The organism is Enterococcus sp. PF1-24 (assembly GCF_029893325.1).
Classification (GTDB): Bacteria; Bacillota; Bacilli; order Lactobacillales; family Enterococcaceae; genus HY326.
In genome coordinates, this window is sequence record NZ_JARXWL010000018.1 from 1 (window position 1) to 21,346 (window position 21,346).

Here is a 21,346-nt window from a genome sequence, read left to right on the forward strand (position 1 = left end):
AAAAAAACAGAAATCCCACAAAACCATAATGGTTTTCATAGAATTTCTTTTTTTTGAAACTACGAACATAATTTACTTATGTCACAGCCCCTTTTGTATAATCATTTTTCAATATAAATAATTTCATCTTTAAAATTATCCGCAATCAAGGTTTCAAGACCGGTTAATTGTTGCAATTCCAACTGATATTTTGGAAAAAGTAGGCAAGCACTGTGGCTGAGAAATAAGGCGATAAAATCCGGTGATTCGATTACTTTAACCACCATTTGCCAGTCGTAAACTTGCGTGGTTAATTCTGATTCCGACAAAATTTTTTCTGAATCAAGTACCAAGCGTTTTTTATCAAACATCTGCTGATTTTCTGGATGATTTACCATTTTGTTGACGGCTTTTTTAGGTGCGATGAAAAAACGATAAAAGGCAAAGGCTGAAACTAATAAATAAACTAGCGGTAAAAAGACGCCGTCAGAATTATATTTGAAAATTTCTGAGTAATCATGAAGCGCAAAATATTCATGATATTCAATAATATAGCTCACTAGCGAAAACAAGGAAATCACCGCTGTAATCAGTAGTAAGCCGATTAATACCGCCGCAATTCGTCGTCTTCTTTTATTGGTAAATTTCAAATAAGCTTGATTAAAATCAATCCAATCTGCTTTTGTCAGGGCCATTTTAAATTCAATCTTCATAAAATATCTCCTTAGTTTAGGAATGTATTGCTTTTCATATATAAGGTTAACAAATTAGGTTAGTGATGTCTATTTATAAAATAGTGGGCAGAAAGTACAATTAGGCATATAATTATAATTGCGGTTTTGTTACAAAGAAAGGTGATTGAAATGGCTGTTAGTAAGGAAATTGTCCATCTGCTTTATAATGATTTAGCTAAAAATAATGGCGAAGAAATGGCGGATATTAAAGAAGTGCTGTTAAAAGTTTTTCATAAGCTGGCGGACATAACAGATGAAGTTCCGCTAATTAATCGCTTGGTTAACTACATTTATTTTATTAGCTACACCAACCAGCTGCAATTTTCAGCTGAACAAAATCAATTAATTAAACAATTAGCGCAAATCGGTGGTAAAGCCGGACTTAACGGTGTGTATCGCGCAGATTATGGCGATAAGAGTCAGTTTGATTAAAATATTTTTATAGCAAACCTGCTAATTTTTGCAGCTTTGCTATTTTTTTATAAAAAATTTTCAGTTTTTTTGAGAAGAGTCGAAACTCTTATAAATGAGATTGTATCAACGTTTTTCGATAATTAGATATTGAAAAGCGGATACTAAAACATATAAAACGACAACTTTTTATTGTTTTTCGATAAAAAGTTGTTGACTTTCGTTTTTTGATAAGTTATAGTTAATTCAGAAAGTAATTACTGGAAAAAATAAAAACAAAAAAATACGGAAAAAACGACCACTTCTGCTTTATTCTTTTGGCCAAGAAGATAAGTAAAAAGAAGGGTACGAAAAAAATAATATTGAAAATTGAGGGAGCATGAAAAAAATGATGAAAACAGAAAAGAATTTATATAAAGGTTTGAAATGGGTATTTGGTTTTATGACAGCGGTAATGGGAACTGTATCAGTAGCGGCGCTTTTAGTTTGGCTGTTGACGAAATTGCCAGTCTTTACAAAAGCGATTGCCAGTGCCGATATTAGTGAGTTACCTTTTGGAGCGAACACTTTGAAAATAATTAGTTCACCGGTGTTGGTCTTATCTTTAGTAGCTAACTTTGCATTGTATGGCGCGGTTTGTTACTTCGCCCGTAAGTTTTTCAAAAACTTAGAAAACGAAGAAATCTTTGTAGCAGAAAATGTTAAAACAGCGAAAAAAATCGCAGCGTTAATGTTAGTTTTAGCTGTTGCTTCAACTTTACCAGATACAGTTGCTCACGCTAGCCAATTAATCGGCGACAGCTCATTTCTTGATGTGACTTATGTTGTGGTAGCCGCAATCGTGTGGGCATTATCAAAAATTTTAGAAAAAGCCAACCAAATTGCTGAAGAAAATGAAATGACAATTTAAGTAAAAGACGAGAGAATGAGGAGAGAAAAACTTATGATTCAAGTAAATTTAGATGTAATGTTAGCTAAGAGAAAAATGCAATCAGGAGAATTAGCCAAGCAAGTCGGTTTAACTAGCGCCAATATCTCGATTTTGAAAACAGGTCGAGCCAAAGCGGTCCGCTTTTCCACCTTAAATGAAATTTGTAAAGTGCTGGAGTGTCAACCGGGGGATATTTTAGAGTATTTAGAAGATGAATAAAAGATTGAAGCGAGTAGCTGGCAAAAGCTACTCGCTTTTTGCCGGTTTATTGACTTTAAAAATTAGGAAAATAAGCAACAGAGAAATCCCGATTCGCAGTAGTTGCTGGCTGATGAATTGAGTTTTAAGGAGAAAGTGGTACAGGTTGTTTCTCTTTGCGCGGAAAAACCTCATGAACTTTTAGAAACTTATTTTTCCAAAACAGCTTTGGCAGACCAAGTCTTTATTGATTTGTTTAACGAAGGCGTCAACGAAATTCGCTAACAAATTCTGTTGCAATTTATCGAATCGGGCAAAGCAGAAGGCGCCATTGCCGAAAATATTGCTACAGCTACCGTCTTGCAATATTTGAACATTGCCGCCGAAGTGCAGTCCACTTGGGAAACGCAAAAAGAATATCAAGAAAAAGCGGCGGGGCTGTATCAGCTGATTTTGTATGGGCTAATTGGTAGCTGAGAGGTTAATAAAAAATTCACACAAAAAAACGGAGTGGTTTTTCCACTCCGTTTTCTTTTACACCAAATGATTATCTTTCAAAACATCACCGATATAAGTATTTTCAACTTTTTTAACAAAACCGGCGACGATTTTCTTTTCGATAAAAGGTAAATCCATCTCGGTTAATTTTTTGCGGTCGCTTAAATAATAGACGGCATTGGCTAATGACCGGACATCATAAGCAGAAGCATAGACTTCTGGCACGCCCCGCTCAACTTCCAACAGTTGATAGACAGCTTCCATAGCGGTGCGGACGGAATATTCGGTGGTGAAAACAGTATCGCGTTGGGTTTCCGCGAAGTTACCGATAAAGGCTAGGTTTTTTGAACCATTAGGAATAACTAATGGGCGATCTCCAGGTTGCCGCAACATAAAGTAAGATGTGATGAATGGCATATAAACTGGGATAGCGGTGCAAGATTCTTCAGAAATTTTTTGAATATCGGCTTCTGGCACGCCTAAATGATACAGTAATTCTTGTGCAATTTCTTGACCAGTACACTGTTCAATCGGCTTTTTAATATAGTTTCCTGGGGTATTTGATAATAAACCATAGACCCAAGTGACGGTTTGTTGGTCGTTTTGTTCTTTAAAATGAGGTTGGCGATGAGTAGCGAAACTCATTAACCAATTAGAATCTTTAATCGTGATAATCCCGCCAGTCACGATTTTTCCTGTACGCAATTTTCGTTTGGTTAAGCGTGTTAAATAAGGTTCGATATCAAAATTTTCCCAAGTGGCAGTTGCGGAAACAAACCAGCTTTCATTAGGCAAATTGTCATAAAAAACTTCTGGATGACCAAATTTTGGCGATTGTTTCGCTAAGTTTTTCCATAAATTCCAGCTGCCACCTAATTCGTGAGTGACAGGGGCTGGTGTGTGGTGGTCGCCTTCAGTAGAGCTTTCCGTAATCGAGCCATTTGTTACAAAAACCAAGTCATTTTCAGTTAAAGGGATTTCTTTAGCGTGGCCAGCTTGCATTAATAAAATACTTTTGGCCACTTTCGTTTTTTCCGTGATTTCGACTTTAATATCCATAATTTTTGTTTCATATTGAAAATCAACGCCTTGCTCAGTTAAATAAGCTAACAGTGGTTTCACCAAGGATTCGTATTGATTATAGCGGGTAAATTTTAGGGCGGTAAAATCAGGTAAACCTTTAATATGATGGATGAAACGCATCACATAGCGGCGCATTTCAATGGCAGAATGCCATTTTTCAAAAGCAAACATAGAGCACCAATAAAGCCAAAAATTAGAAGCAAAAAATTCTTCACTAAAGACATCTTCGATTTTTTTGCCAATCAATTGATCTTCGCTAGTCATAAAAAGTTCAACCAATTCTTTTTGGGCCTTTTTAGATAAAGTAAAATCGCCATCATCAGCCGCTCGTTCTCCGCGATTATGGATAATTCGGCAGTTGGAGGAATTGGGGTCATCATGATCTAACCAATAAAATTCATCTAAAACCGAAGCATTTTCCACCTCTAAGGAAGGCACCGAACGGAATAAATCCCACAAACATTCAAAGTGATTTTCCATTTCCCGCCCACCGCGAGTCACAAAACCATCATGAGGAATAAATTTTCCGTCTAGCGAGCCACCAGAAAGAGAAAGTTCTTCAAAAATATGAATATTTTTTCCTTTCATTTGACCATCACGAATCAAAAAAACGGCAGCAGCTAAGCCAGCCAAGCCAGCGCCGACGATATAGGCACTCTTTTGATCGACATTGGCGGGTTTTCTTGGTGTAGCAAAGGCTTCGTAGTTTCCATTGGTATAACGCATCTTATTTTTCCTCCTCGTTGCTATGAAAGCATTATTTTCCTGTTAATACCTGCATTCTAGCACAGAGAATCGGGAATAAAAAAAGAAACGCACTATTTTTTTAGCTAAGGGTAATTCGTTTGACAAAGCCCGAAAACAGTCATAATATGATTAAATATGAAATAAATTGAGGTGGCACAATGCAAGCGAGAAAAGCCGATACAACTCCCCCAGTCAATCAAGCAGCTTTTGAAGAGATGAACAGTGAAATTCGGAAATTGAAAGAAAAAGAGCCGGCGTTGTTGAAGAAACATTTGGAAGTTTTTAATGATGCGGTGATTGCGATTATTATTACCGTGATGGTTCTGGAAGTTCCGTTGCCCAATGAAAATATCGCCAGCTATTATACCTTTTTACAGTCAGTGTTAGTTTTTCTAATTAGCTTTTTTATTGTCGCTAATTTTTGGTATGATTTACATCAAATTTATAGTTTATTGAAGAAAGCTACCCGAAAAATTCTGATTATCAACTTTATTTTTCTCTTTACCTTATCGCTGATTCCTTTACTGACAAAATGGATCATGCAGAATCCTTCCAGTTTGGCGGTTATTAATTATGGGGTGGCCTATTTTATCATTAATTTTGTCAGATTAGTGATGTATAATTACGCTTTTCAAGATTATTTTAGCCAAAGCAATCTTTTTTCCGTCACTCCAATCGCGTAACCATGGTTAGAATCTGGGGAATTATCATTTTAAACCTTTCGCTTATTTTATTAGCTTTTAAAATGCCTAGTGTTTCTATGATTTTGTATACCGCTTTACCAATCCTATCTTTTGTTTTTTCTGGAGAAGAAAATCGCCGAGAAAACAAAGGCAGACCAAGAAAAAGAGCCTGAATTTAGCGATTCAGACTCTTTTTTTCTTGGCTAAAATAATAATTTATAAGGTGGCAATTCACGAGCTTTGGTAATCATTTCGGCAATTTCTTTCGGACTTTCAGAGGCACCTTTTTTTATCCAGAGTAAAATAATTGAAATCGTGCTGGAAAGTAAAATTTCCGTTGCGTAATCCGCTGGCACATTTTGCAAAGAAAAAGTTAAACTATGGGACTCGCCGACTTTTTTCTGCAAAAGTTGTTCCAAAATCTTTTTAAATTTATCAGCAAACTGGGGATCGCCACAAGGACTAACTAGCGCTTGAATAAAATCAAATTCCTTTTGCACATAAAAGAGCGCCTGCAAAATTGAGCGGTATGGAATGATTTCCAAAGGATCATCAATACTGTCGTTTTCGTCATCTTCCAATAAAATCTTCGATAAATCCGCTACCGTTTCCGCTTCTAGTTTCTTCAAAAGATCATATTTATCTATGTAATGTAAATAAAAAGTCCCTCGATTAATTTCGGAACGCCGAGCAATATCACTAACCGTCAAGGCATCAAAGCCTTTTTCTTTTAGCAATTGGCTGAAAACTTGTTTGATAACTTTTTTTGTTTGCGTTTTTCTTTGTTGAACCATCTGATTTTCCTCCTTTGTTTTTGGGTTTTTATGTAAGATAACTTTCTTCGATAAAGTAAGAATGACATTCGTGATAGAGAACACTGCTAATATTTTTTGTGCATTTTACTCGGGTGCGGAACAAGCCTTTCCGCTTTTTTATGTAATCTAGCTATAAGGGCTAGCTCTCTTCGGCAAAATGAGAATGAAATTCGTGGCAGAAAACGCCACTATAATTTAATTCTGCATTTTGCTCGAGAGCTGAACGAGCCCTTTCCGCCTTTTTCGTTTAAATCAACATGTTGTTCGTTTTTGGAGGAGAAAATAAGATGAGTTATATTGAAATGATTCATAGTTATAAAAAATACCAAATGGGAGAAACTGAGATTGTTGCTAATGATGATATTAATTTTGCGATTGAAAAAGGTGAGTTAGTCATCATTTTAGGGGCTTCTGGAGCTGGTAAGTCGACGGTTTTGAATATTCTTGGTGGGATGGATACCAATGATCAAGGGAGTGTTTTGATTGATGGCCGCGATATTGCCAATTACTCTACGAAACAGTTGACCAAGTACCGCCGGGAAGAAGTTGGTTTTGTTTTTCAATTTTACAATTTAGTGCCTAATTTAACCGCTAAAGAAAATGTTGAGCTGGCTTCGGAAATTGTTAAAAATGCTGCGGATTCTGAGGAAGTTTTACGAGAAGTTAATTTAGCCAATCGAATCAATAATTTCCCAGCCCAATTATCTGGTGGGGAGCAGCAGCGGGTAGCGATTGCACGGGCGGTTGCTAAAAATCCTAAGTTGCTATTGTGCGACGAACCGACTGGAGCACTTGATTATAAAACAGGAAAACAAGTGCTGCAGATTTTACAAGATATGAGTCGGGAAAAAGGTTCTACCGTGGTGATTGTCACTCACAATGCTGCGCTAGCACAAATCGCTGACCGAGTAATTCAGATGCATGATGGCCAAGTGAAAAAAATTGACGTTAATGCAAATCCTAAAGCAATTGCTGAAATAGAATGGTAGGGAAAAGTATGAAGAAAAAATTATGGAAAGATATCAGAAAATCATTTACAAATTCATGGGGACGTTTTTTTTCTATCGTCTGTTTGATGGCGTTAGGATCCTTTGCCTTAGTCGGTTTAAATGTAACGGGTCCGGATATGCGGGCAACGGGTGCCGACTTTTTTGAAGAAAATCATTTAGCCGATTTAACGGTCATCGGTAGTTTGGGGATTGATGCCCATGATCAAAGTGGGTTAGATCAAACCCATGGCCTTGAAAAAATCGAATACGGTTATCTGAAAGACGTAGTGCTTAAAGATAGTCAGACGAGTTTTCGGATTTTTTCAGAAGTTGATGAAGTCTCTAATTATCAAGTGGTGAAAGGTCATTTGCCGAAAAAAGCCGAAGAAATCGCCCTTGATGCCGAATATCAAGAAAAATATAAAATTGGTGATGAAATTGAATTTACTGAAAAAGCTGACGTTACTGGTGAAAAAATACTGAAACGTCATCAATTTAAAATTGTCGGTTTCGTCAAATCTAGCGAAATTATTTCCAACGTCAATTTAGGCCCATCTACCGCTGGTTCTGGCTCGCTAGATGGCTATGGCGTGGTAACTGAAGACGTTTTTGATGTAGATTACTACTTAGTCGCTCGTATGACCTTTAAAGATACTCAAAGGGTGGATCCGTATTCTGATGACTACAATCAATTAGTTCAAAAACATAAAGCGGATTTGGATGACACCTTAACTGATTTGCCGGCTGCTCGATTGGCCAGCATTCAAGCTGAATATCAAAAAGAAATTGACGACGGTCAAGCAAAAATTGCTGATAGCCAACAACAATTAGCTGATAGCCAACAACAATTAGCTGATGGTCAACAAAAATTAAATGAAGCCCAACAAGCGATTACGCAAGCAAAAGCCTATTTTGGAGAAACGCCTGAAATTCAACAACAAGAAGCACAATATCAAGCGGAGCTAACCACGTTTAATCAGAAAAAAGCTGAAGCGGAGGAAAAAATCGCCGAAAATACGACTAAATTAAACGATGCCCAAGAAACTTTAGATGGCTTGCAAGAACCAGTTTATTCAGTCAATAATCGGCGGGAAACACCGGGTTCAGAAGGTTATTTAATTTATAGCAATGTCGGTAATATCATTGACTCTTTAGCGAAAGTTTTCCCTTGGTTTCTATATTTTGTGGCGGCCTTAGTGACCTTCACTACTATGACTCGCTTTGTCGATGAAGAGCGAACCAATTCAGGAACGCTGAAAGCTTTAGGTTATGAAGACCGTGATATTCGTAAGAAATTCGTCGTTTATGGTTTTATTTCCAGCTTTATTGGTTCGGTTATCGGGATTGTTTTAGGCCATACGTTGCTACCACTAATTGTTCACAGTGCCTATTCACCGAATTTCACTTTGCCAGAGATTCAGCTGCATTTTTACGGGGGCATCACACTGTTGGCGTTATTTTTAGCAATTTTAAGTGCGGTAGTGCCAGCTTTTATCGTCGCTACCAACGAATTGCGGAAACGCCCAGCCACACTGCTTTTACCAAAACCACCAACTGCTGGGGCGAAAATTTTGTTAGAAAGAATTACGCCGATTTGGAATCGCCTAAGTTTCACTCACAAAGTAACGGCCAGAAATATTTTCCGTTATAAAAAGCGGATGTTAATGACGATTTTTGGCGTTTGCGGGTCGGTGGCGCTGTTATTTGCCGGATTTAGTGTGCAACATTCCGTTTCTGGCATTAGTGATCGTCAATTTAGTGAAATCATTAAATATGATTTAATTGTCGCTGAAAAAGACCAGCCGAAAGCTGAAGAAAGTCGAGAAATTGAAGATTTATTAGCTAGCGATACCGTGGAAAAAGCTAGTCCTGTCCGCTTTGAAGAGTTAACAAAAGTTGCCGGTAAAGAACAAGATGAACAAGCAATTAAAGTCATAGTGCCTGATGACCAAGCAACTTTTGATGACTATGTTCATTTAGCTAATCGCCAAACGCAAAAAGCTTTACCTTTAAATCAAGAAGGTGTCATTATTTCTGAAAGACTAGCCAAATTATTAGAAGTTGAAGTTGGCGATAGCATAACTTTGAAGGATCAAGATAATCAGTCTTATGAAATGGAGATTGCCGGGATTGCTGAGATGTACATGAATCACTTCGTCTTTATGGATAAAGAAACGTATCAAGAAATTTTCGGAAAAGATTTTGCTACCAACGGGAATTTGGTGATTTTGAAAAATCATAGCGCTAAAAATGTCCGCAATCAAGCCACAGAATTTATGCAGCTAAATGGCATACAAGGCGTGGTTCAAAACACCACCATTACCAGCCAAATTCACACAATTGTTCATTCCCTTGATAAAATTATGGGGATTTTGATTATCGTGGCAGCTTTATTGGCGATTGTCATTTTGTACAACTTAACCAATATCAATGTTTCTGAGCGTTTACGCGAACTTTCAACGATTAAAGTTTTAGGATTTTTCGACCGGGAAGTAACATTGTATATTTATCGCGAAACTATTTTGCTGTCACTGATTGGTATTTTAGTCGGATTCGGTGTCGGAGAAGCCTTACATCGTTATATTATCGCTGTTGTTCCACCAAACGATGTCATGTTCAATCCTGCCCTTGCAACAACTAGCTTCGGGATTCCGCTACTAATTATTTCTCTAGTCACTGTTATTTTAGGATTCGTCGTCAACCACCGCCTAAAAAACATCGACATGCTAGAAGCCCTAAAATCTGTGGACTAACCAAAAACTTTAGTAAAATACCATAAAAAACTTCACGAATTTGAAAAAAATGATAGACTATAAGAAAAGCTTTAGGAGCTCGTTCAGCTCTCAAGTAAAGTGCAAAAATAAATTATAGCGGTGTTTTCTACCGCGAATTTATTTTTCACTTTATCGAAGAAAGCTAGCTCCTAAAGCTAGACTATAAGAAAAGCGGAGAGCGTTCGCTCAACTCCCGAGTAAAGTGCATAAGCAAATATAGTGGTGTTTTGTACCACGGATTTGTTTATCACTTTATCGAGTGGAGTTAATGCTCGCAGCTAGATCAGAAAAAAAGCAAAAAGGGCTTGTTCAGCTTTACCGAGTTTGAACCGCGTTTCGCTGTTAGTCATCAAGGAGGTTTTTTCATGGCATTTATTCAAGCTAGTGTTTATTCAAATGTTTTAGAAAGAGAAGTTGATTTACAAATTATTTTACCCCAACAGACAGAGAAAATCGTGGGTACCAGTTCAGCTGGTGCCAGTGATGAAATTCCCGTGCTCTATTTACTACATGGCATGGGCGGCAATCACAGTTGTTGGGAGCGCCGCACGTCAATCGAACGCTATGTGGCGGATTATGGGATTGCGGTGATTATGCCTTCCACCGATTTAGGTTGGTATACAGATACAACTTACGATATGAAATATTGGACTTATGTCTCTGAAGAATTACCAAAAATCTGTCATGAGCTATTTCCGCAAATTTCACAAAAACGGGAAAATACTTATGCAGCTGGTTTATCAATGGGAGGCTATGGTGCCTTAAAATTGGCTTTGCGTAAACCTGAAAATTATGCGGCGATTGTTTCTTTATCGGGTGCTGTATTGATGGGATTGGAGATGGAACGTTTATTTGAAATTCGTGGAAAAGCTTATTGGGAAGGGATTTTTGGCCCTTTAGATCAAGTGGCAACTTCTGAAAATGCTCCACTGCATTTATTGGAAGAATTAGTCGCTAGCGGTAAAGAAATTCCGCGGATCTATTTAGCTTGCGGTACAGAAGATTTCTTATACGGCGCTAATCAAGGTATGCATCAAGCGATGGAAAAATTAAAAGTAGCTCATACTTTTGAAGAAGGCCCCGGCGACCATAATTGGCAATTTTGGGATGAATGGATCCAGCGGGGGCTGGCGTGGATGTTTGCGGAGAAATAGACAGGACTTTGTAAAGCGTAATTATTGGTGAAAAATAGTCAAATTTATAAGCGAGTGTTTTTGTCTTTACCATTGCGCTAGTTGTTAATTTGCTTAAAAACGACAAAAAATAGATCGTCCTAACTTTTAGCCAAGTGGATAGGTCTATTTTGGTGATCTAAACTGACGCTATCGTCTTAAACGGTACTATCAGAGGGCGTATCTCACTACGTCCTCTTCACATTTGTATTTTCAGTCAAAATCTATCGTTGCAATCGCTACTCGCGAATTTGGCCATTTCCATAAATAATATATTTAATCGAAGTCAACTCCTGCAAGCCCATCGGTCCGCGAGCATGGAGTTTTTGTGTGCTGATGCCGATTTCTGCACCAAAACCAAAGATGAAGCCGTCAGTGAAGCGGGTAGAAGCGTTCACGTAAACCGCCGCCGCATCAACTTGAGCTAAAAATTTTTGGGAGGTGCTATAGCTTTCGGTAATAATCGCTTCTGAATGTTTAGTGTTGTAGTGGTTAATGTGGGCGATTGCGGCATCCACTGAATCCACCACTTTAATCGCTAAGATATAATCTAAAAATTCAGTTTGCCAATCGGCTTCGGTAGCCAATTCAGCATTTTGCAAGTATTGTAAAGCCACGTTATCTCCCCGCAATTCAACGGGAATGCCTGTTTGTAATTCTTTTTCCAGCAGAGGTAAAAATTCCGCCGCCACTTTTTCATGGACTAAAATAGTTTCAATGGCATTGCAGACCGAGGGGCGCTGGACTTTGGCGTTAATCACAATTTTCACCGCCATTGCTAAATCTGCCGCTTCATCAATGTAAATATGATTATTGCCGGTGCCGGTTTCAATCACAGGCACGGTTGCTGTAGCTTTCACTTGGCGAATTAAGCCTGCACCACCCCGCGGAATCAAGACGTCTAAATAGTCATTTAATTTCATTAAGGCTGCCGCCGTTTCCCGACTAGTATCGTCGACAAATTGAATGGCATAAGGGGAAAATCCTTGTGATTGTAAAGTATTTTGTAAAATATTAACTAGACATTTATTAGAGTGAAAAGCTTCTTTGCCCCCACGTAAAATGACCGCATTGCCGGTTTTAAAGCAAAGACTAGCGGCATCAGTCGTTACATTTGGCCGGGATTCATAAATAATCCCGATTACCCCTAAAGGAACCCGCTGTTTGCCAATTAGTAAGCCGTCAGCATTTTTCCACATTTTATCCACTTCACCAATCGGATCAGGTAAAGCCGCTACTTGTCGCATACCGTCAGCCATTTCGCTAATTCGTTCTGGTGTTAAACGCAAACGATCTTGCATTGTTTCGCTAATTCCGTTGGCGCTAGCTTGCGCTAAATCCAAATTATTTTCAACTAAAATGTTTGCCGTTTCTTTTTCCAAGGCTGCCGCCATCGCTAAAAGTAGGCGATTTTTTTCTTCTGTAGCTAATAAGCTTAGGGTGTGGCCGCTAGCTTGTGCTTGTTTGCCTAATTGAATTAAATCAGTCATAAAAATCATTCCTTTCTAAAGAGAGATTTTGTTTTTTAGAAATTCGCGGTAGAGAACACCGCTATATATGTTTATGCATTTTACTCGGGAGTTGAGCGAACGTCCTCCGCTTTTTGTGTAATCTAGCTGCGTGAGCTAGCTCTCTTCGGCAAAATGAAAATAAAATTCGTGGCAGAAAAACACCGCTATATATGTTTATGCATTTTGCTCGAGAGCTGATCGAGCTCACTCCGCTTTATCTGTATAAAACAAGGTGCCGATGTTTTTACCAGCTAGGATGTCGAAGATGATATTTGGATTTTGGCCGTTGGCTAAGACCATGGCGCTGTGGTTTTCTAAGACGCGTTCGGCGGCTTTTAGTTTACTGCGCATGCCACCGGTACCGAAAGAACTGCCTTTGTCGCCAGCTTGAGCTTGCAAATTTTCATCAATTGCTTGAATGTGGGAATAGAGTTTTGCTTCTTTATTAATTGTCGGATTGTCAGAATAAAAGCCGTCAATATCAGAAAGCATAATCAATAAATCGGCGTTAGTCAGCTGGGTTACGATGGCAGAGAGTTGGTCGTTATCACCGAATTTTGTTAAATGGTCCAGTTCATCAACTGAGACGGTATCATTTTCATTAATAATCGGAATCACCGACATTTTCAGCAATTCTTCAAGAGTGTTAGTAACATTGCGGCGGCTTTCGGGAAATTCAATCACGTCCCGCGTCATTAACACTTGGCCGGTTTGTTGGCTATAAGCTAAAAAACGCTGATTGTAAATGTTCATTAATTCCGCTTGACCGACAGCAGCCACGGCTTGTTGGGCAGGAATTGATTTTGGTCGTTGTTGCAAGTTTAGTTTATTTAAACCCACACCAATTGCTCCGGAAGAAACCAGAATAACTTCTTTGCCGCGATTATTTAAATCGGTAAGCACAAAAGCCAGTTGGTCGATTGAGCTTAAATTAATATTGCCATTCGGATAAATCAACGAACTGGTGCCCACTTTAATGACAATTCGCTGTGCTTGCGCTAAATGTTTCCGCATAAAAGATAACTCCTTATATAAGTAAAAATATGTATTATGTATGTCGTTGGGGAAGAGCTGAACGAGCTCCTAAAGCTTTTCTTGTGATCCAGCTGCGAGGCTTTGCACCACTCGGCAAAGTGAAAATAAAATTCGCGGTAGAGAATACCGCTATAATTTGATTTTGCACTTTGCTCGGATGCAGACCAAGTCTCTCCGCTTTTCTAGATGTCTAGCTGCGGGCGTTAACTCCGCTCGATAAAGTGATAAACAAATCCGTGGTAAAGAACACCACTATATTTGTTTATGCACTTTACTCGGGAGTTGAGCAAACGTCCTCCGCTTTTCAACTTGTCTAGCTTTAGGAGCTAGCTCTCTTCGGCAAAATGAGAATGAAATTCGTGGCAAAAAACGCCACTATAATTTAATTCTGTATTTTGCTCGAGAGCTGAACGAGCTTCTAAAGCTTTTCATTTAATAATAACGAAATCCCTTTGCTTTTGCAAAGGGATTGTATCTTAAACGGAAAGAAAAGTTTGTGTTCAGAGGGGGAGGCCTTTTCTTTCCTACTGGAGGAAACAAAAAGGTAGGTTTAAGCTAGGTCGTGTAAGAAGAGCCCGCTTAATAATTTTGGTTCGAACCAAGTTGATTTAGGTGGCATGATTTTATCAGCATCCGCCACGGCTAAAAGGTCGTCCATTGTGGTTGGATAAAGGGCGAAAGCGACTTGCCATGCGCCGCTATCGACTAATTTTTCTAGTTCTGCCATGCCTCGAATACCACCCACGAAATCAATCCGTTTATCGGTGCGAATATCAGTGATGCCAAATTTTTCATTAAAAATATAGCGTTGCAATAAAGCGACATCTAATTTTTCCACTGGGTCACTTGGAATCAAGTTTTCTTTAATCGTTAAGTGATACCACTGTTGCTTAAAGTACATCCCAAATTGTTTCGCTTGGGTGGGTTTCCCATCAGCAAATTTTTCAATCTCAAAGATTTCACTGATTTCTGTCAAAAAATCAGCCGTCAGTGGTACGTTGACCACGCGGTTGTAATCCCAAATGGCTAATTCTTCTTTTGGGAAAATCACTGATAAGAAAAAGTTGAATTCCGCATCAGCTGGCGCATCTGGCTGAGCTGCTTGGCGTTTCAAACCGACTTTAACGGCTGATTCGGTGCGATGATGACCGTCAGCGATATATAAAGCTGGCACATTTTCTGCAAATAGCTGTACTAATTCTTCAATGACGGCTGTTTCGTCAATCACCCAAACGCGATGATGAACTTCATGGAAGCTATCAAAATCATAAACGGGTTGATGCTTGGCTTGCCACTGATCCATAATGGTTTGCACCTGATTTTCTCGACGATAAGTTAAGAAAATCGGGCTAGTGTTAGCGTTGCAAGCATCACTGTGATTGATGCGATCTAATTCTTTTTCTAGTCGGGTATATTCATGTTTTTTGATTTTTCCGGTTTGATAATCATGAATTGCCGTACAAGTTACCAGTCCTGTCTGGCTACGACCGGCCATAGTCAGCTGATACAAGTACAAGCAAGGTGCACTATCTTTGATTAACCAGTCTTTTTGTAAAAATTCTGCTAATTCGGCAGCGGCTTTTTGATAAACTTGTGGATCATAAGGGGAAAGCTCTTTGGGTAAATTAATTTCCGCCTTATCAATGTGTAAATAGGAATAAGGATTTTCCTTGGCTAATTCATAAGCTTCCTGTGAATTTAAAACGTCATAGGGTAAGGTAGCAACTTGCTGCGCTAAGGCTGCTTGCGGGCGAATTCCCTTAAAGGGTTGAATAACCACCATTAGCAAGCGCCTCCTGTGTTTTGAATCGTCCGCACACGAATGATATGTTCGCCCGTTTGAATTTTAGCGGCAACTTCTTGAATTTTTTCTGGTGAAGTTTCTGCCACGTCCACTAAAGTATAGGCATATTCATCACGACTTTTATTAATCATCGTATCAATATTAATCCCTAAATCGGCAATTTCTGAAGAAATTTGACTAAGCATATTAGGAACATTTTTATGAATAATCGTAAAGCGATAAGGCGATTGAAAGGCCATTTCCACGGTCGGGAAATTGACAGAACGCTTGATTTCCCCAGTTAATAAAAAGTTTTTTAAAGTGCGAGCCGCCATTTTGGCACAATTAACTTCGGCTTCTTCCGTTGACGCACCTAAGTGGGGTAAAACTAAAACTTTTTCTTGATGAAGTAAGCTTTCTTCAGCGAAATCAGTCACATAACCAGCGATTTCTCCTTGAGCTAAAGCTGTTAAAATTGCGGCACTATCGACTAATTCTCCTCGAGAAAAGTTTAACAGGATAGCGGTTTCTTTCATTTTTTGTAATTGTGGGGTGCTAATCATATGTTTGGTTTCTTCGGTTAAAGGCACATGAATCGTAATGAAATCACAATTTGCGAAAATTTCATCTAAATTGTTGGCTCTTTTCACGCGGCGAGAGATGCTCCAAGCGGTATCGACAGAAACAAACGGGTCGTAACCCGTAACTTCCATTCCTAAGCGATAAGCATCGTTAGCCACCATGGCGCCGATTGCTCCAAGGCCGATGACCCCTAGACGCTTGCCTTCTAATTCTGAACCAGCGAAGGCTTTTTTATTGCCTTCCACTTGTTCTTCAACATTGGCACCGGTTAAAGTTTGCACCCAGCTAGCTCCTTGAATTAATGGGCGGACAGAAACTAATAAACTGGCTAAAACTAATTCCTTCACGGCATTCGCGTTGGCTCCAGGTGTATTAAAGACCACGATGCCTTTTTCCGCACATGCTTTAACGGGAACGTTGTTAGTGCCGGCACCGGCTCTGGCTACTCCTAAAACTGTTTCGGGAAAAGCATAATCATGTAATTTTTGGCTGCGTAAAACGATACCCGCTGGTGTTTCTGTTTGGTCGATGGTGAAATTTTCTTGATCAAAACGCGCTAAGCCTTCTGGGGCGATGGCGTTGAAAGTTTTTATATCAAACATTTAGTTTCCTCCGTTTTCTTTTTCGAATTTTTCCATGAAAGCGACTAGGGCTTCAACGCCAGCCATTGGAAAAGCGTTATATAGACTGGCCCGCATGCCACCAACGGAGCGGTGACCTTTCAAGTTTTCAAAACCAGCAGCTAGTGCTTCTTGATTAAATTTCTTGTCTAAATCGGCATCGCCAGTTACAAAAGGAATATTGGTAATTGAGCGGCTATCTTCAGCAATTGGACTGGTAAATAAGTTTGATTTAGCAATTGCTTGATAAAGTAAATTGGCTTTGGCTTGATCAGCCGCAATCATGCCAGGAATGCCGCCATTTTCTTTGACCCATTCAAAAACTAACTTCGCCATGTAAATCCCAAAAGTTGGTGGCGTATTATATAAAGAATCGTTGTCAGCTTGAATTTTATAATCCAGCATAGAACTGACGGTGGGGCATAGGCCTAATAAATCTTCGCGAATAATCACGACAGTTAAACCAGCAGGACCGATATTTTTTTGAGCACCGGCATAAATAATGCCGAAATTAGCGACATTATAATCGTTGGCTAAAATATTTGAAGACATATCCGCCACAATCGGCACTTTGCCAGCCTTAGGAATTTTTTGATAAGCAGTACCTTCGATTGTATTATTAGTGGTAATGTGTAAGTAAGCCGCCTCTTGATCAATAGCCGCTTCGGGAATTTCCGGAATATAACTGAAGTTTTGATCTTCGCTAGAAGCAATTACTTCAATTTCCACGTTGCCTAATTTTTTCGCTTCGGCAATCGCTTTTTTCGCCCATGAGCCAGTGTTAACATATAAGGCTTTTTTATTTTGAGCTAAATTCATTGGCACCATTGTAAATTGCAGACTAGCGCCGCCTTGTAAAAATAAAACTTTATAATTATCAGGAATTGCCATTAATTCCCGTAAAAGTACTTCGGCATCTTTAATAATGGCATCAAACAAGGAGGAGCGATGACTCAATTCCATAACCGACATTCCGCTGCCTTGGTAGTTTAAAAGCTCAGATTGGGCTTTCTCCAATACAGGTTTCGGTAAAACGGCAGGACCAGCTGAAAAATTGTAAACAGTTGTCATAAAAAACTCTCCTTCTTTTAAGCAGTTGCTTAATTTTTTTGTTTATAGTTTGATGTGAAAATCATTATAACAGATAACTTTAAATGAAAAAAGTCTAATTTTTAGAAAATTTCGATTTATTTTCAGAAATCAGTGTCTGAATTACTGGGAATCTCTAAAAATGGCGAAAAATAAAGCTTTTTAGCTGGTAAAGGTTAGTCTTATTCAATCACTTTTTTTGAAAATAAAAAATCCTGATGCTAAGGAAAGGTAACCTCAGTATCAGGATTTTTCTCATTTATTCATTTTTATCAATGGCAACTTCAACATTTCCGTAAAAGCAACAGTGTAACCGTTGAGACAGGAAAAAATTCAAGGAAAGGGGACTTCAAAAAATTATTAGCAACTAAATCATAACCAAGGAAACTCCAAAATTGCAAAATGATGGCGACGATGGTTAAAATCAGTCCGGCTTTTTCAATATGTTTTGACGATTGTGCATTAAAAGAATAGTTATCATCCTAAGAGCCGTGCAGACAGGAACTAGCAGCTATTTCAATATAGTGATAATTAATAGAAGGAAAATGCAACCTTTAGAAGAGCATTTCACCGCAGAAAAGTGACGAGTCAGGCATTTTTAGGTGGTTTTGAATAATCAAAAAATTGCTCTCCCTCTACTTTAATTATACCACTTCCAACCAAAATTAATAGACTTGTATTTTCACTAAAAGGGACATAAAATTTACTTCTATTTAATAATCTGAGGGAGTGGTTGGTGATGGAAAAACAAGAACAATTGTTAGAGGCAGCACACTTAAAAGTGGTTTATCAGAAATTACTGGGGAATCAAATGACGCTTTCGCAATTTGTCGCGCTAGCTAAAGAAGATAATCTAGCAGCCATTAAAGAAATGTCTGGTGAAATTAGCTTAAATCTCGATAGTTTAACAGATAAAGTCGATACTTTTTCCAACATTGAAATGTTTAACCGGGAAATTGATCAATACAATTTAAAATTAGCTTCAGTTGAAAAACAACTGGCTAAGGTTGAACGCCTGCTGCCTACTCCCTATTTTGGAAAAATTACCGTTGATTTTCTTGAACAGGAACCTGCGCTGGATTTTTACATCGGCATTAATGGCTTTACTGATGAAAATAAGGAAGATTTAATTTTTGACTGGCGGGCGCCGATCGCCGAACTTTTTTATAATAATAGTTTAGGACTGACACAATATCGTTTTCCTCAAGGGGCTAATACCAATGTTAACTTAACTAATCGGCGTCAGTTGATAACTCGTGGTGGCGAATTAATTAATTGTTTCGATACGAAAACGGCAATTCAAGATGATTTGTTGCTACAATCCCTTGAAAAAGATAGCTCAGAGGAAATGAAAGATATTACAACTACGATTCAAGAAGAGCAGAACCAGATTATCCGCGAAACCTCTGCCGAACTGGTTTTAGTAAATGGCGTTGCTGGTAGTGGCAAGACTTCGGTGATTATGCAGAGAATTGCTTATATAATGTACACTTATCGCGAAAAATATCAAGCGGATAATATTTTAATTCTTTCGCCAAATCAGGCTTTTGGTAAATATATTTCAAAGGTTTTACCGACTTTAGGGGAAGAAAATCCAGCGACCTATACTTTACTTGAATTGGTTCGTTCCCTAACGACAGATGAGCTGGAAACAGAAGAAGCTTATTTTCAGCGAATTAGCCAAAAGCAAGTTTCAAAAAAAGAGAAAATTTTACGTTCTAGTGAGTTTTTGACTTATTTACAATCAGAATTGCAGGTTTTACCGACGTTTTTAGATATTAAGTTTAAAAAGCAAGTGCTTATTTCAAAAGAGCAATTGCAATCCGTTTATCAACAAACACCAGCGCTGTCGTTAGCCAAGCGCCTTTCAGCGATGAAAAATCGTTTAAGTCAAGCATGGCAAGCTCGTCTGCACCGGCAAAGCCGCAAAGAAAGCATACATCAGCAAGTCTTAAATTTAACAGAAGAACAGCAAATTCAATATTTAGGGAGCGTAATTACTGACGAATCTGCGACTGCCTTAAGCTGCTATGGGCTGCAAATTTTACAAAAAAAGTATCAGCGAGTCTTACAACAAATTGAGTCTTGCAAATGGTTGGATGAAGCTCAATTGTTTGCCGATATTTTTCAGCAGTATACGGGTGAAGTTTTTGTAGCAACAACGCCTGTGAGCTTAGATGAACAGCTAGCAAAACTTTACTTGCGACACGTTTTAATTGAACCTTTGGATTTACCGCTTTTTAAAATCGTTTTAGTAGATGAAGTGCAAGATTATACCGCTGCTCAGTTATTTTTTATAGCTGATGTTTTTAAGCAAAGTCGTTTTACTTTGGTGGGAGATGAAAATCAGACGATTTTTAATAGCAACAGTTCGTTTTCAGAGATTCAAGAAATTTTTAAAAGCTACACAACTACCAGTTATCACTTGCGGAAAAGCTATCGCTCAAGCGAAAATATTACGCGAAAATTTAGCCAATACGCTAAGTCTCAAAAGGAAATCGAGATTATGCCGATTAGAAAAAAGGGCAAGGTAATTACTACATTTGACTATTCAAATGAGGTGGATTTTTGGCAGAAATGTGAAGTCTATTTTCAAAAAAATAAGTTGATTAGCCTAACGATTATTACGCTAGCAGAGCAGCCTTTATTAACCAAACATGAAAATCCAGCGTTGCAAGTTTTAGCGGTTAGTCAAGCGAAAGGGTTGGAGTTTACCAATGTTCTGCTTTATGGAATGCCGAAAAATGTGTCGACCAAGGAGTGTCCGCAACTTTATACGGCAATTTCAAGAGGGACAGAGACGTTGTGTTTGGCTATGAAAAAATAAAAGCGCTTGGCTTAACCAGTTAGGCAGTGCTATTATCTAGGTAGCTAAACAAAAAGGAGAGAATCAATCATGCTAACTGCTCGTAATAAAATTGCTTTACTTATGTTGATGTGTTTATTTATTTTAGGTGCTGCTCATTTTTCTCAAACGAGAGTTTTGGTACTGTTGGCGCTGGGATTACTGGCTGTTGCTTTAGGATATTCAAGTTGGCAAGTTGGTGTTAAGCATGAATATTCTTTTTTAGCCATTGATTTAGGGGCAGCGTGGGGGCGTTTTGTCAGCCTTTTAATGTTGGTCGCAGCTATCGGAGTTGCGGTTTTTATAATTTACGCCACGCTTAACTCAGCGGTTCCCTTGAAATATTAGTTGGATTTAATTTATTTTGAAGTATTGGAGAAGCATTTATGAATGAAGTAGATACGTATATCGCTCAATTTCCCCTTGAAACGCAAACTAAGCTTACAACTATTCGGAAAATTGTTAAAGAACTTGCCCCGCAAGCAACTGAAAGAATCTGTATGGGCATTCCGACTTTTGATTTGCATGGCAAATGGCTAGTTCATTATGCTGGATTTTCAAAGCATATTGGTTTTTATCCACAGCCAGCGGGAATTGTGGCTTTTAAAGAAAAATTAACAGCTTATAAAACAACCAAAGGCGCGATTCAATTTCCGTTAAATCAGCCATTGCCTGAAGCGTTAATCCGTGAAATAGTTACTTATCGAGTGAAAGAGCAGTCAGTAGTTGAATAAAGAAGAGAACAACCGTTAGTAGAAATGCTAATGGTTGTTCTTTTTTGTTGGTATAGACTAGACAATAGAGTGTTGGATTTTCTATTTTAGAAAGAAAATTTTCTAGTTTTGAGAAACTATAGCAATGGCAAAA

At 38.4% G+C, this 21,346-nt stretch carries 20 protein-coding genes; 12 read left to right on the forward strand and 8 right to left on the reverse strand.

What is annotated here, in order from left to right; translation table 11 throughout:
- Positions 1–101 precede the first annotated feature (101 nt).
- Positions 102–692, reverse strand: a complete 591-nt coding sequence (locus M2139_RS08970; protein ID WP_280738555.1) for a YcxB family protein — start codon at positions 690–692, stop codon at positions 102–104.
- Between the two features lie 150 nt (positions 693–842).
- Between M2139_RS08970 and M2139_RS08975 the strand changes: the two genes are divergently transcribed.
- The 5 genes from M2139_RS08975 (at position 843) to M2139_RS08995 (ending at position 2,730) form a co-directional block, all read left to right on the forward strand.
- A complete protein-coding gene (locus tag M2139_RS08975; RefSeq protein ID WP_280738554.1) occupies positions 843–1,145 on the forward strand; it encodes a bacteriocin immunity protein in 303 nt (100 codons plus the stop codon).
- A gap of 367 nt (positions 1,146–1,512) precedes the next feature.
- Complete coding sequence (locus M2139_RS08980) at positions 1,513–2,034, forward strand: DUF2975 domain-containing protein (protein ID WP_280738553.1); 522 nt, start codon at positions 1,513–1,515, stop codon at positions 2,032–2,034.
- A 33-nt stretch (positions 2,035–2,067) separates the two neighbouring features.
- Positions 2,068–2,274, forward strand: coding sequence for a helix-turn-helix transcriptional regulator (locus M2139_RS08985; protein WP_280737954.1), 207 nt, complete (start codon positions 2,068–2,070; stop codon positions 2,272–2,274).
- A gap of 135 nt (positions 2,275–2,409) precedes the next feature.
- Complete coding sequence (locus M2139_RS08990) at positions 2,410–2,538, forward strand: hypothetical protein (RefSeq protein WP_280738552.1); 129 nt, start codon at positions 2,410–2,412, stop codon at positions 2,536–2,538.
- A 9-nt stretch (positions 2,539–2,547) separates the two neighbouring features.
- Complete coding sequence (locus M2139_RS08995; RefSeq protein ID WP_280738551.1) at positions 2,548–2,730, forward strand: hypothetical protein; 183 nt, start codon at positions 2,548–2,550, stop codon at positions 2,728–2,730.
- Between the two features lie 57 nt (positions 2,731–2,787).
- Here the strand turns inward: M2139_RS08995 and M2139_RS09000 are convergent, their stop codons facing one another.
- Positions 2,788–4,560 (reverse strand): oleate hydratase, encoded by a 1,773-nt coding sequence (locus M2139_RS09000; RefSeq protein WP_280738549.1) that lies wholly within the window; start codon positions 4,558–4,560, stop codon positions 2,788–2,790.
- Between the two features lie 179 nt (positions 4,561–4,739).
- Here M2139_RS09000 and M2139_RS09005 point away from each other — a divergent pair, with 179 nt between their 5' ends.
- Positions 4,740–5,264 carry a TMEM175 family protein gene (locus M2139_RS09005; RefSeq protein WP_280738548.1) on the forward strand — a complete coding sequence of 175 codons (525 nt, stop codon included), beginning with the start codon at positions 4,740–4,742 and terminating at the stop codon, positions 5,262–5,264.
- Between the two features lie 203 nt (positions 5,265–5,467).
- On the opposite strand, the gene M2139_RS09010 is transcribed toward M2139_RS09005, so the two are convergent.
- Positions 5,468–6,058, reverse strand: a complete 591-nt coding sequence (locus tag M2139_RS09010) for a TetR/AcrR family transcriptional regulator (RefSeq protein WP_280738547.1) — start codon at positions 6,056–6,058, stop codon at positions 5,468–5,470.
- A 308-nt stretch (positions 6,059–6,366) separates the two neighbouring features.
- Between M2139_RS09010 and M2139_RS09015 the strand changes: the two genes are divergently transcribed.
- The 3 genes from M2139_RS09015 (at position 6,367) to M2139_RS09025 (ending at position 10,996) form a co-directional block, all read left to right on the forward strand.
- The gene (locus M2139_RS09015) at positions 6,367–7,068 is read left to right on the forward strand and encodes an ABC transporter ATP-binding protein (protein ID WP_280738545.1); all 702 of its coding nucleotides are present in this window, start codon (positions 6,367–6,369) and stop codon (positions 7,066–7,068) included.
- An 8-nt stretch (positions 7,069–7,076) separates the two neighbouring features.
- Positions 7,077–9,821, forward strand: coding sequence for an ABC transporter permease (locus tag M2139_RS09020; protein WP_280738544.1), 2,745 nt, complete (start codon positions 7,077–7,079; stop codon positions 9,819–9,821).
- A gap of 386 nt (positions 9,822–10,207) precedes the next feature.
- Positions 10,208–10,996 (forward strand): alpha/beta hydrolase family protein, encoded by a 789-nt coding sequence (locus M2139_RS09025; protein WP_280738543.1) that lies wholly within the window; start codon positions 10,208–10,210, stop codon positions 10,994–10,996.
- 257 nt (positions 10,997–11,253) lie between these two features.
- On the opposite strand, the gene M2139_RS09030 is transcribed toward M2139_RS09025, so the two are convergent.
- From M2139_RS09030 to serC, 5 genes are all read right to left on the reverse strand, one after another.
- Positions 11,254–12,504, reverse strand: a complete 1,251-nt coding sequence (locus tag M2139_RS09030; RefSeq protein ID WP_280738542.1) for a glutamate-5-semialdehyde dehydrogenase — start codon at positions 12,502–12,504, stop codon at positions 11,254–11,256.
- A gap of 225 nt (positions 12,505–12,729) precedes the next feature.
- Positions 12,730–13,539 (reverse strand): glutamate 5-kinase, encoded by an 810-nt coding sequence (proB, locus tag M2139_RS09035; protein ID WP_280738541.1) that lies wholly within the window; start codon positions 13,537–13,539, stop codon positions 12,730–12,732.
- Positions 13,540–14,110: 571 nt separating this feature from the next.
- Positions 14,111–15,343 carry a DUF1015 family protein gene (locus M2139_RS09040; protein ID WP_280738539.1) on the reverse strand — a complete coding sequence of 411 codons (1,233 nt, stop codon included), beginning with the start codon at positions 15,341–15,343 and terminating at the stop codon, positions 14,111–14,113.
- Complete coding sequence (locus M2139_RS09045) at positions 15,343–16,527, reverse strand: phosphoglycerate dehydrogenase (protein ID WP_280738537.1); 1,185 nt, start codon at positions 16,525–16,527, stop codon at positions 15,343–15,345. The genes M2139_RS09040 and M2139_RS09045 overlap by 1 nt, the downstream gene beginning before the upstream one ends.
- On the reverse strand, positions 16,528–17,616 hold the full coding sequence (gene serC, locus M2139_RS09050) for a 3-phosphoserine/phosphohydroxythreonine transaminase (protein ID WP_280738536.1): 1,089 nt from the start codon (positions 17,614–17,616) through the stop codon (positions 16,528–16,530).
- Positions 17,617–18,373: 757 nt separating this feature from the next.
- Between serC and M2139_RS09055 the strand changes: the two genes are divergently transcribed.
- The 3 genes from M2139_RS09055 to M2139_RS09065 all read left to right on the forward strand — a co-directional run bounded on the left by M2139_RS09055 (position 18,374) and on the right by M2139_RS09065 (position 21,213).
- Entirely contained in the window at positions 18,374–20,461 is a 2,088-nt protein-coding gene (locus M2139_RS09055) for a UvrD-helicase domain-containing protein (RefSeq protein ID WP_280738534.1), read from the forward strand.
- A gap of 69 nt (positions 20,462–20,530) precedes the next feature.
- Complete coding sequence (locus M2139_RS09060) at positions 20,531–20,827, forward strand: hypothetical protein (protein ID WP_280738533.1); 297 nt, start codon at positions 20,531–20,533, stop codon at positions 20,825–20,827.
- Between the two features lie 38 nt (positions 20,828–20,865).
- The gene (locus M2139_RS09065) at positions 20,866–21,213 is read left to right on the forward strand and encodes a DUF1801 domain-containing protein (RefSeq protein ID WP_280738532.1); all 348 of its coding nucleotides are present in this window, start codon (positions 20,866–20,868) and stop codon (positions 21,211–21,213) included.
- Positions 21,214–21,346 lie beyond the last annotated feature (133 nt).

Excerpts from the sequence above, each read along its gene's own strand:
- M2139_RS08970 (WP_280738555.1), bottom strand. The coding sequence starts at position 692 with ATGAAGATTGAATTTAAAATGGCCCTGACAAAAGCAGATTGGATTGAT.
- M2139_RS08975 (WP_280738554.1), top strand. The coding sequence starts at position 843 with ATGGCTGTTAGTAAGGAAATTGTCCATCTGCTTTATAATGATTTAGCT.
- M2139_RS08980 (WP_280738553.1), top strand. The coding sequence starts at position 1,513 with ATGATGAAAACAGAAAAGAATTTATATAAAGGTTTGAAATGGGTATTT.
- M2139_RS08985 (WP_280737954.1), top strand. The coding sequence starts at position 2,068 with ATGATTCAAGTAAATTTAGATGTAATGTTAGCTAAGAGAAAAATGCAA.
- M2139_RS09000 (WP_280738549.1), bottom strand. The coding sequence starts at position 4,560 with ATGCGTTATACCAATGGAAACTACGAAGCCTTTGCTACACCAAGAAAA.
- M2139_RS09005 (WP_280738548.1), top strand. The coding sequence starts at position 4,740 with ATGCAAGCGAGAAAAGCCGATACAACTCCCCCAGTCAATCAAGCAGCT.
- M2139_RS09010 (WP_280738547.1), bottom strand. The coding sequence starts at position 6,058 with ATGGTTCAACAAAGAAAAACGCAAACAAAAAAAGTTATCAAACAAGTT.
- M2139_RS09015 (WP_280738545.1), top strand. The coding sequence starts at position 6,367 with ATGAGTTATATTGAAATGATTCATAGTTATAAAAAATACCAAATGGGA.
- M2139_RS09020 (WP_280738544.1), top strand. The coding sequence starts at position 7,077 with ATGAAGAAAAAATTATGGAAAGATATCAGAAAATCATTTACAAATTCA.
- M2139_RS09025 (WP_280738543.1), top strand. The coding sequence starts at position 10,208 with ATGGCATTTATTCAAGCTAGTGTTTATTCAAATGTTTTAGAAAGAGAA.
- M2139_RS09030 (WP_280738542.1), bottom strand. The coding sequence starts at position 12,504 with ATGACTGATTTAATTCAATTAGGCAAACAAGCACAAGCTAGCGGCCAC.
- proB (WP_280738541.1), bottom strand. The coding sequence starts at position 13,539 with ATGCGGAAACATTTAGCGCAAGCACAGCGAATTGTCATTAAAGTGGGC.
- M2139_RS09040 (WP_280738539.1), bottom strand. The coding sequence starts at position 15,343 with ATGGTGGTTATTCAACCCTTTAAGGGAATTCGCCCGCAAGCAGCCTTA.
- M2139_RS09045 (WP_280738537.1), bottom strand. The coding sequence starts at position 16,527 with ATGTTTGATATAAAAACTTTCAACGCCATCGCCCCAGAAGGCTTAGCG.
- serC (WP_280738536.1), bottom strand. The coding sequence starts at position 17,616 with ATGACAACTGTTTACAATTTTTCAGCTGGTCCTGCCGTTTTACCGAAA.
- M2139_RS09055 (WP_280738534.1), top strand. The coding sequence starts at position 18,374 with ATGGAAAAACAAGAACAATTGTTAGAGGCAGCACACTTAAAAGTGGTT.
- M2139_RS09060 (WP_280738533.1), top strand. The coding sequence starts at position 20,531 with ATGCTAACTGCTCGTAATAAAATTGCTTTACTTATGTTGATGTGTTTA.
- M2139_RS09065 (WP_280738532.1), top strand. The coding sequence starts at position 20,866 with ATGAATGAAGTAGATACGTATATCGCTCAATTTCCCCTTGAAACGCAA.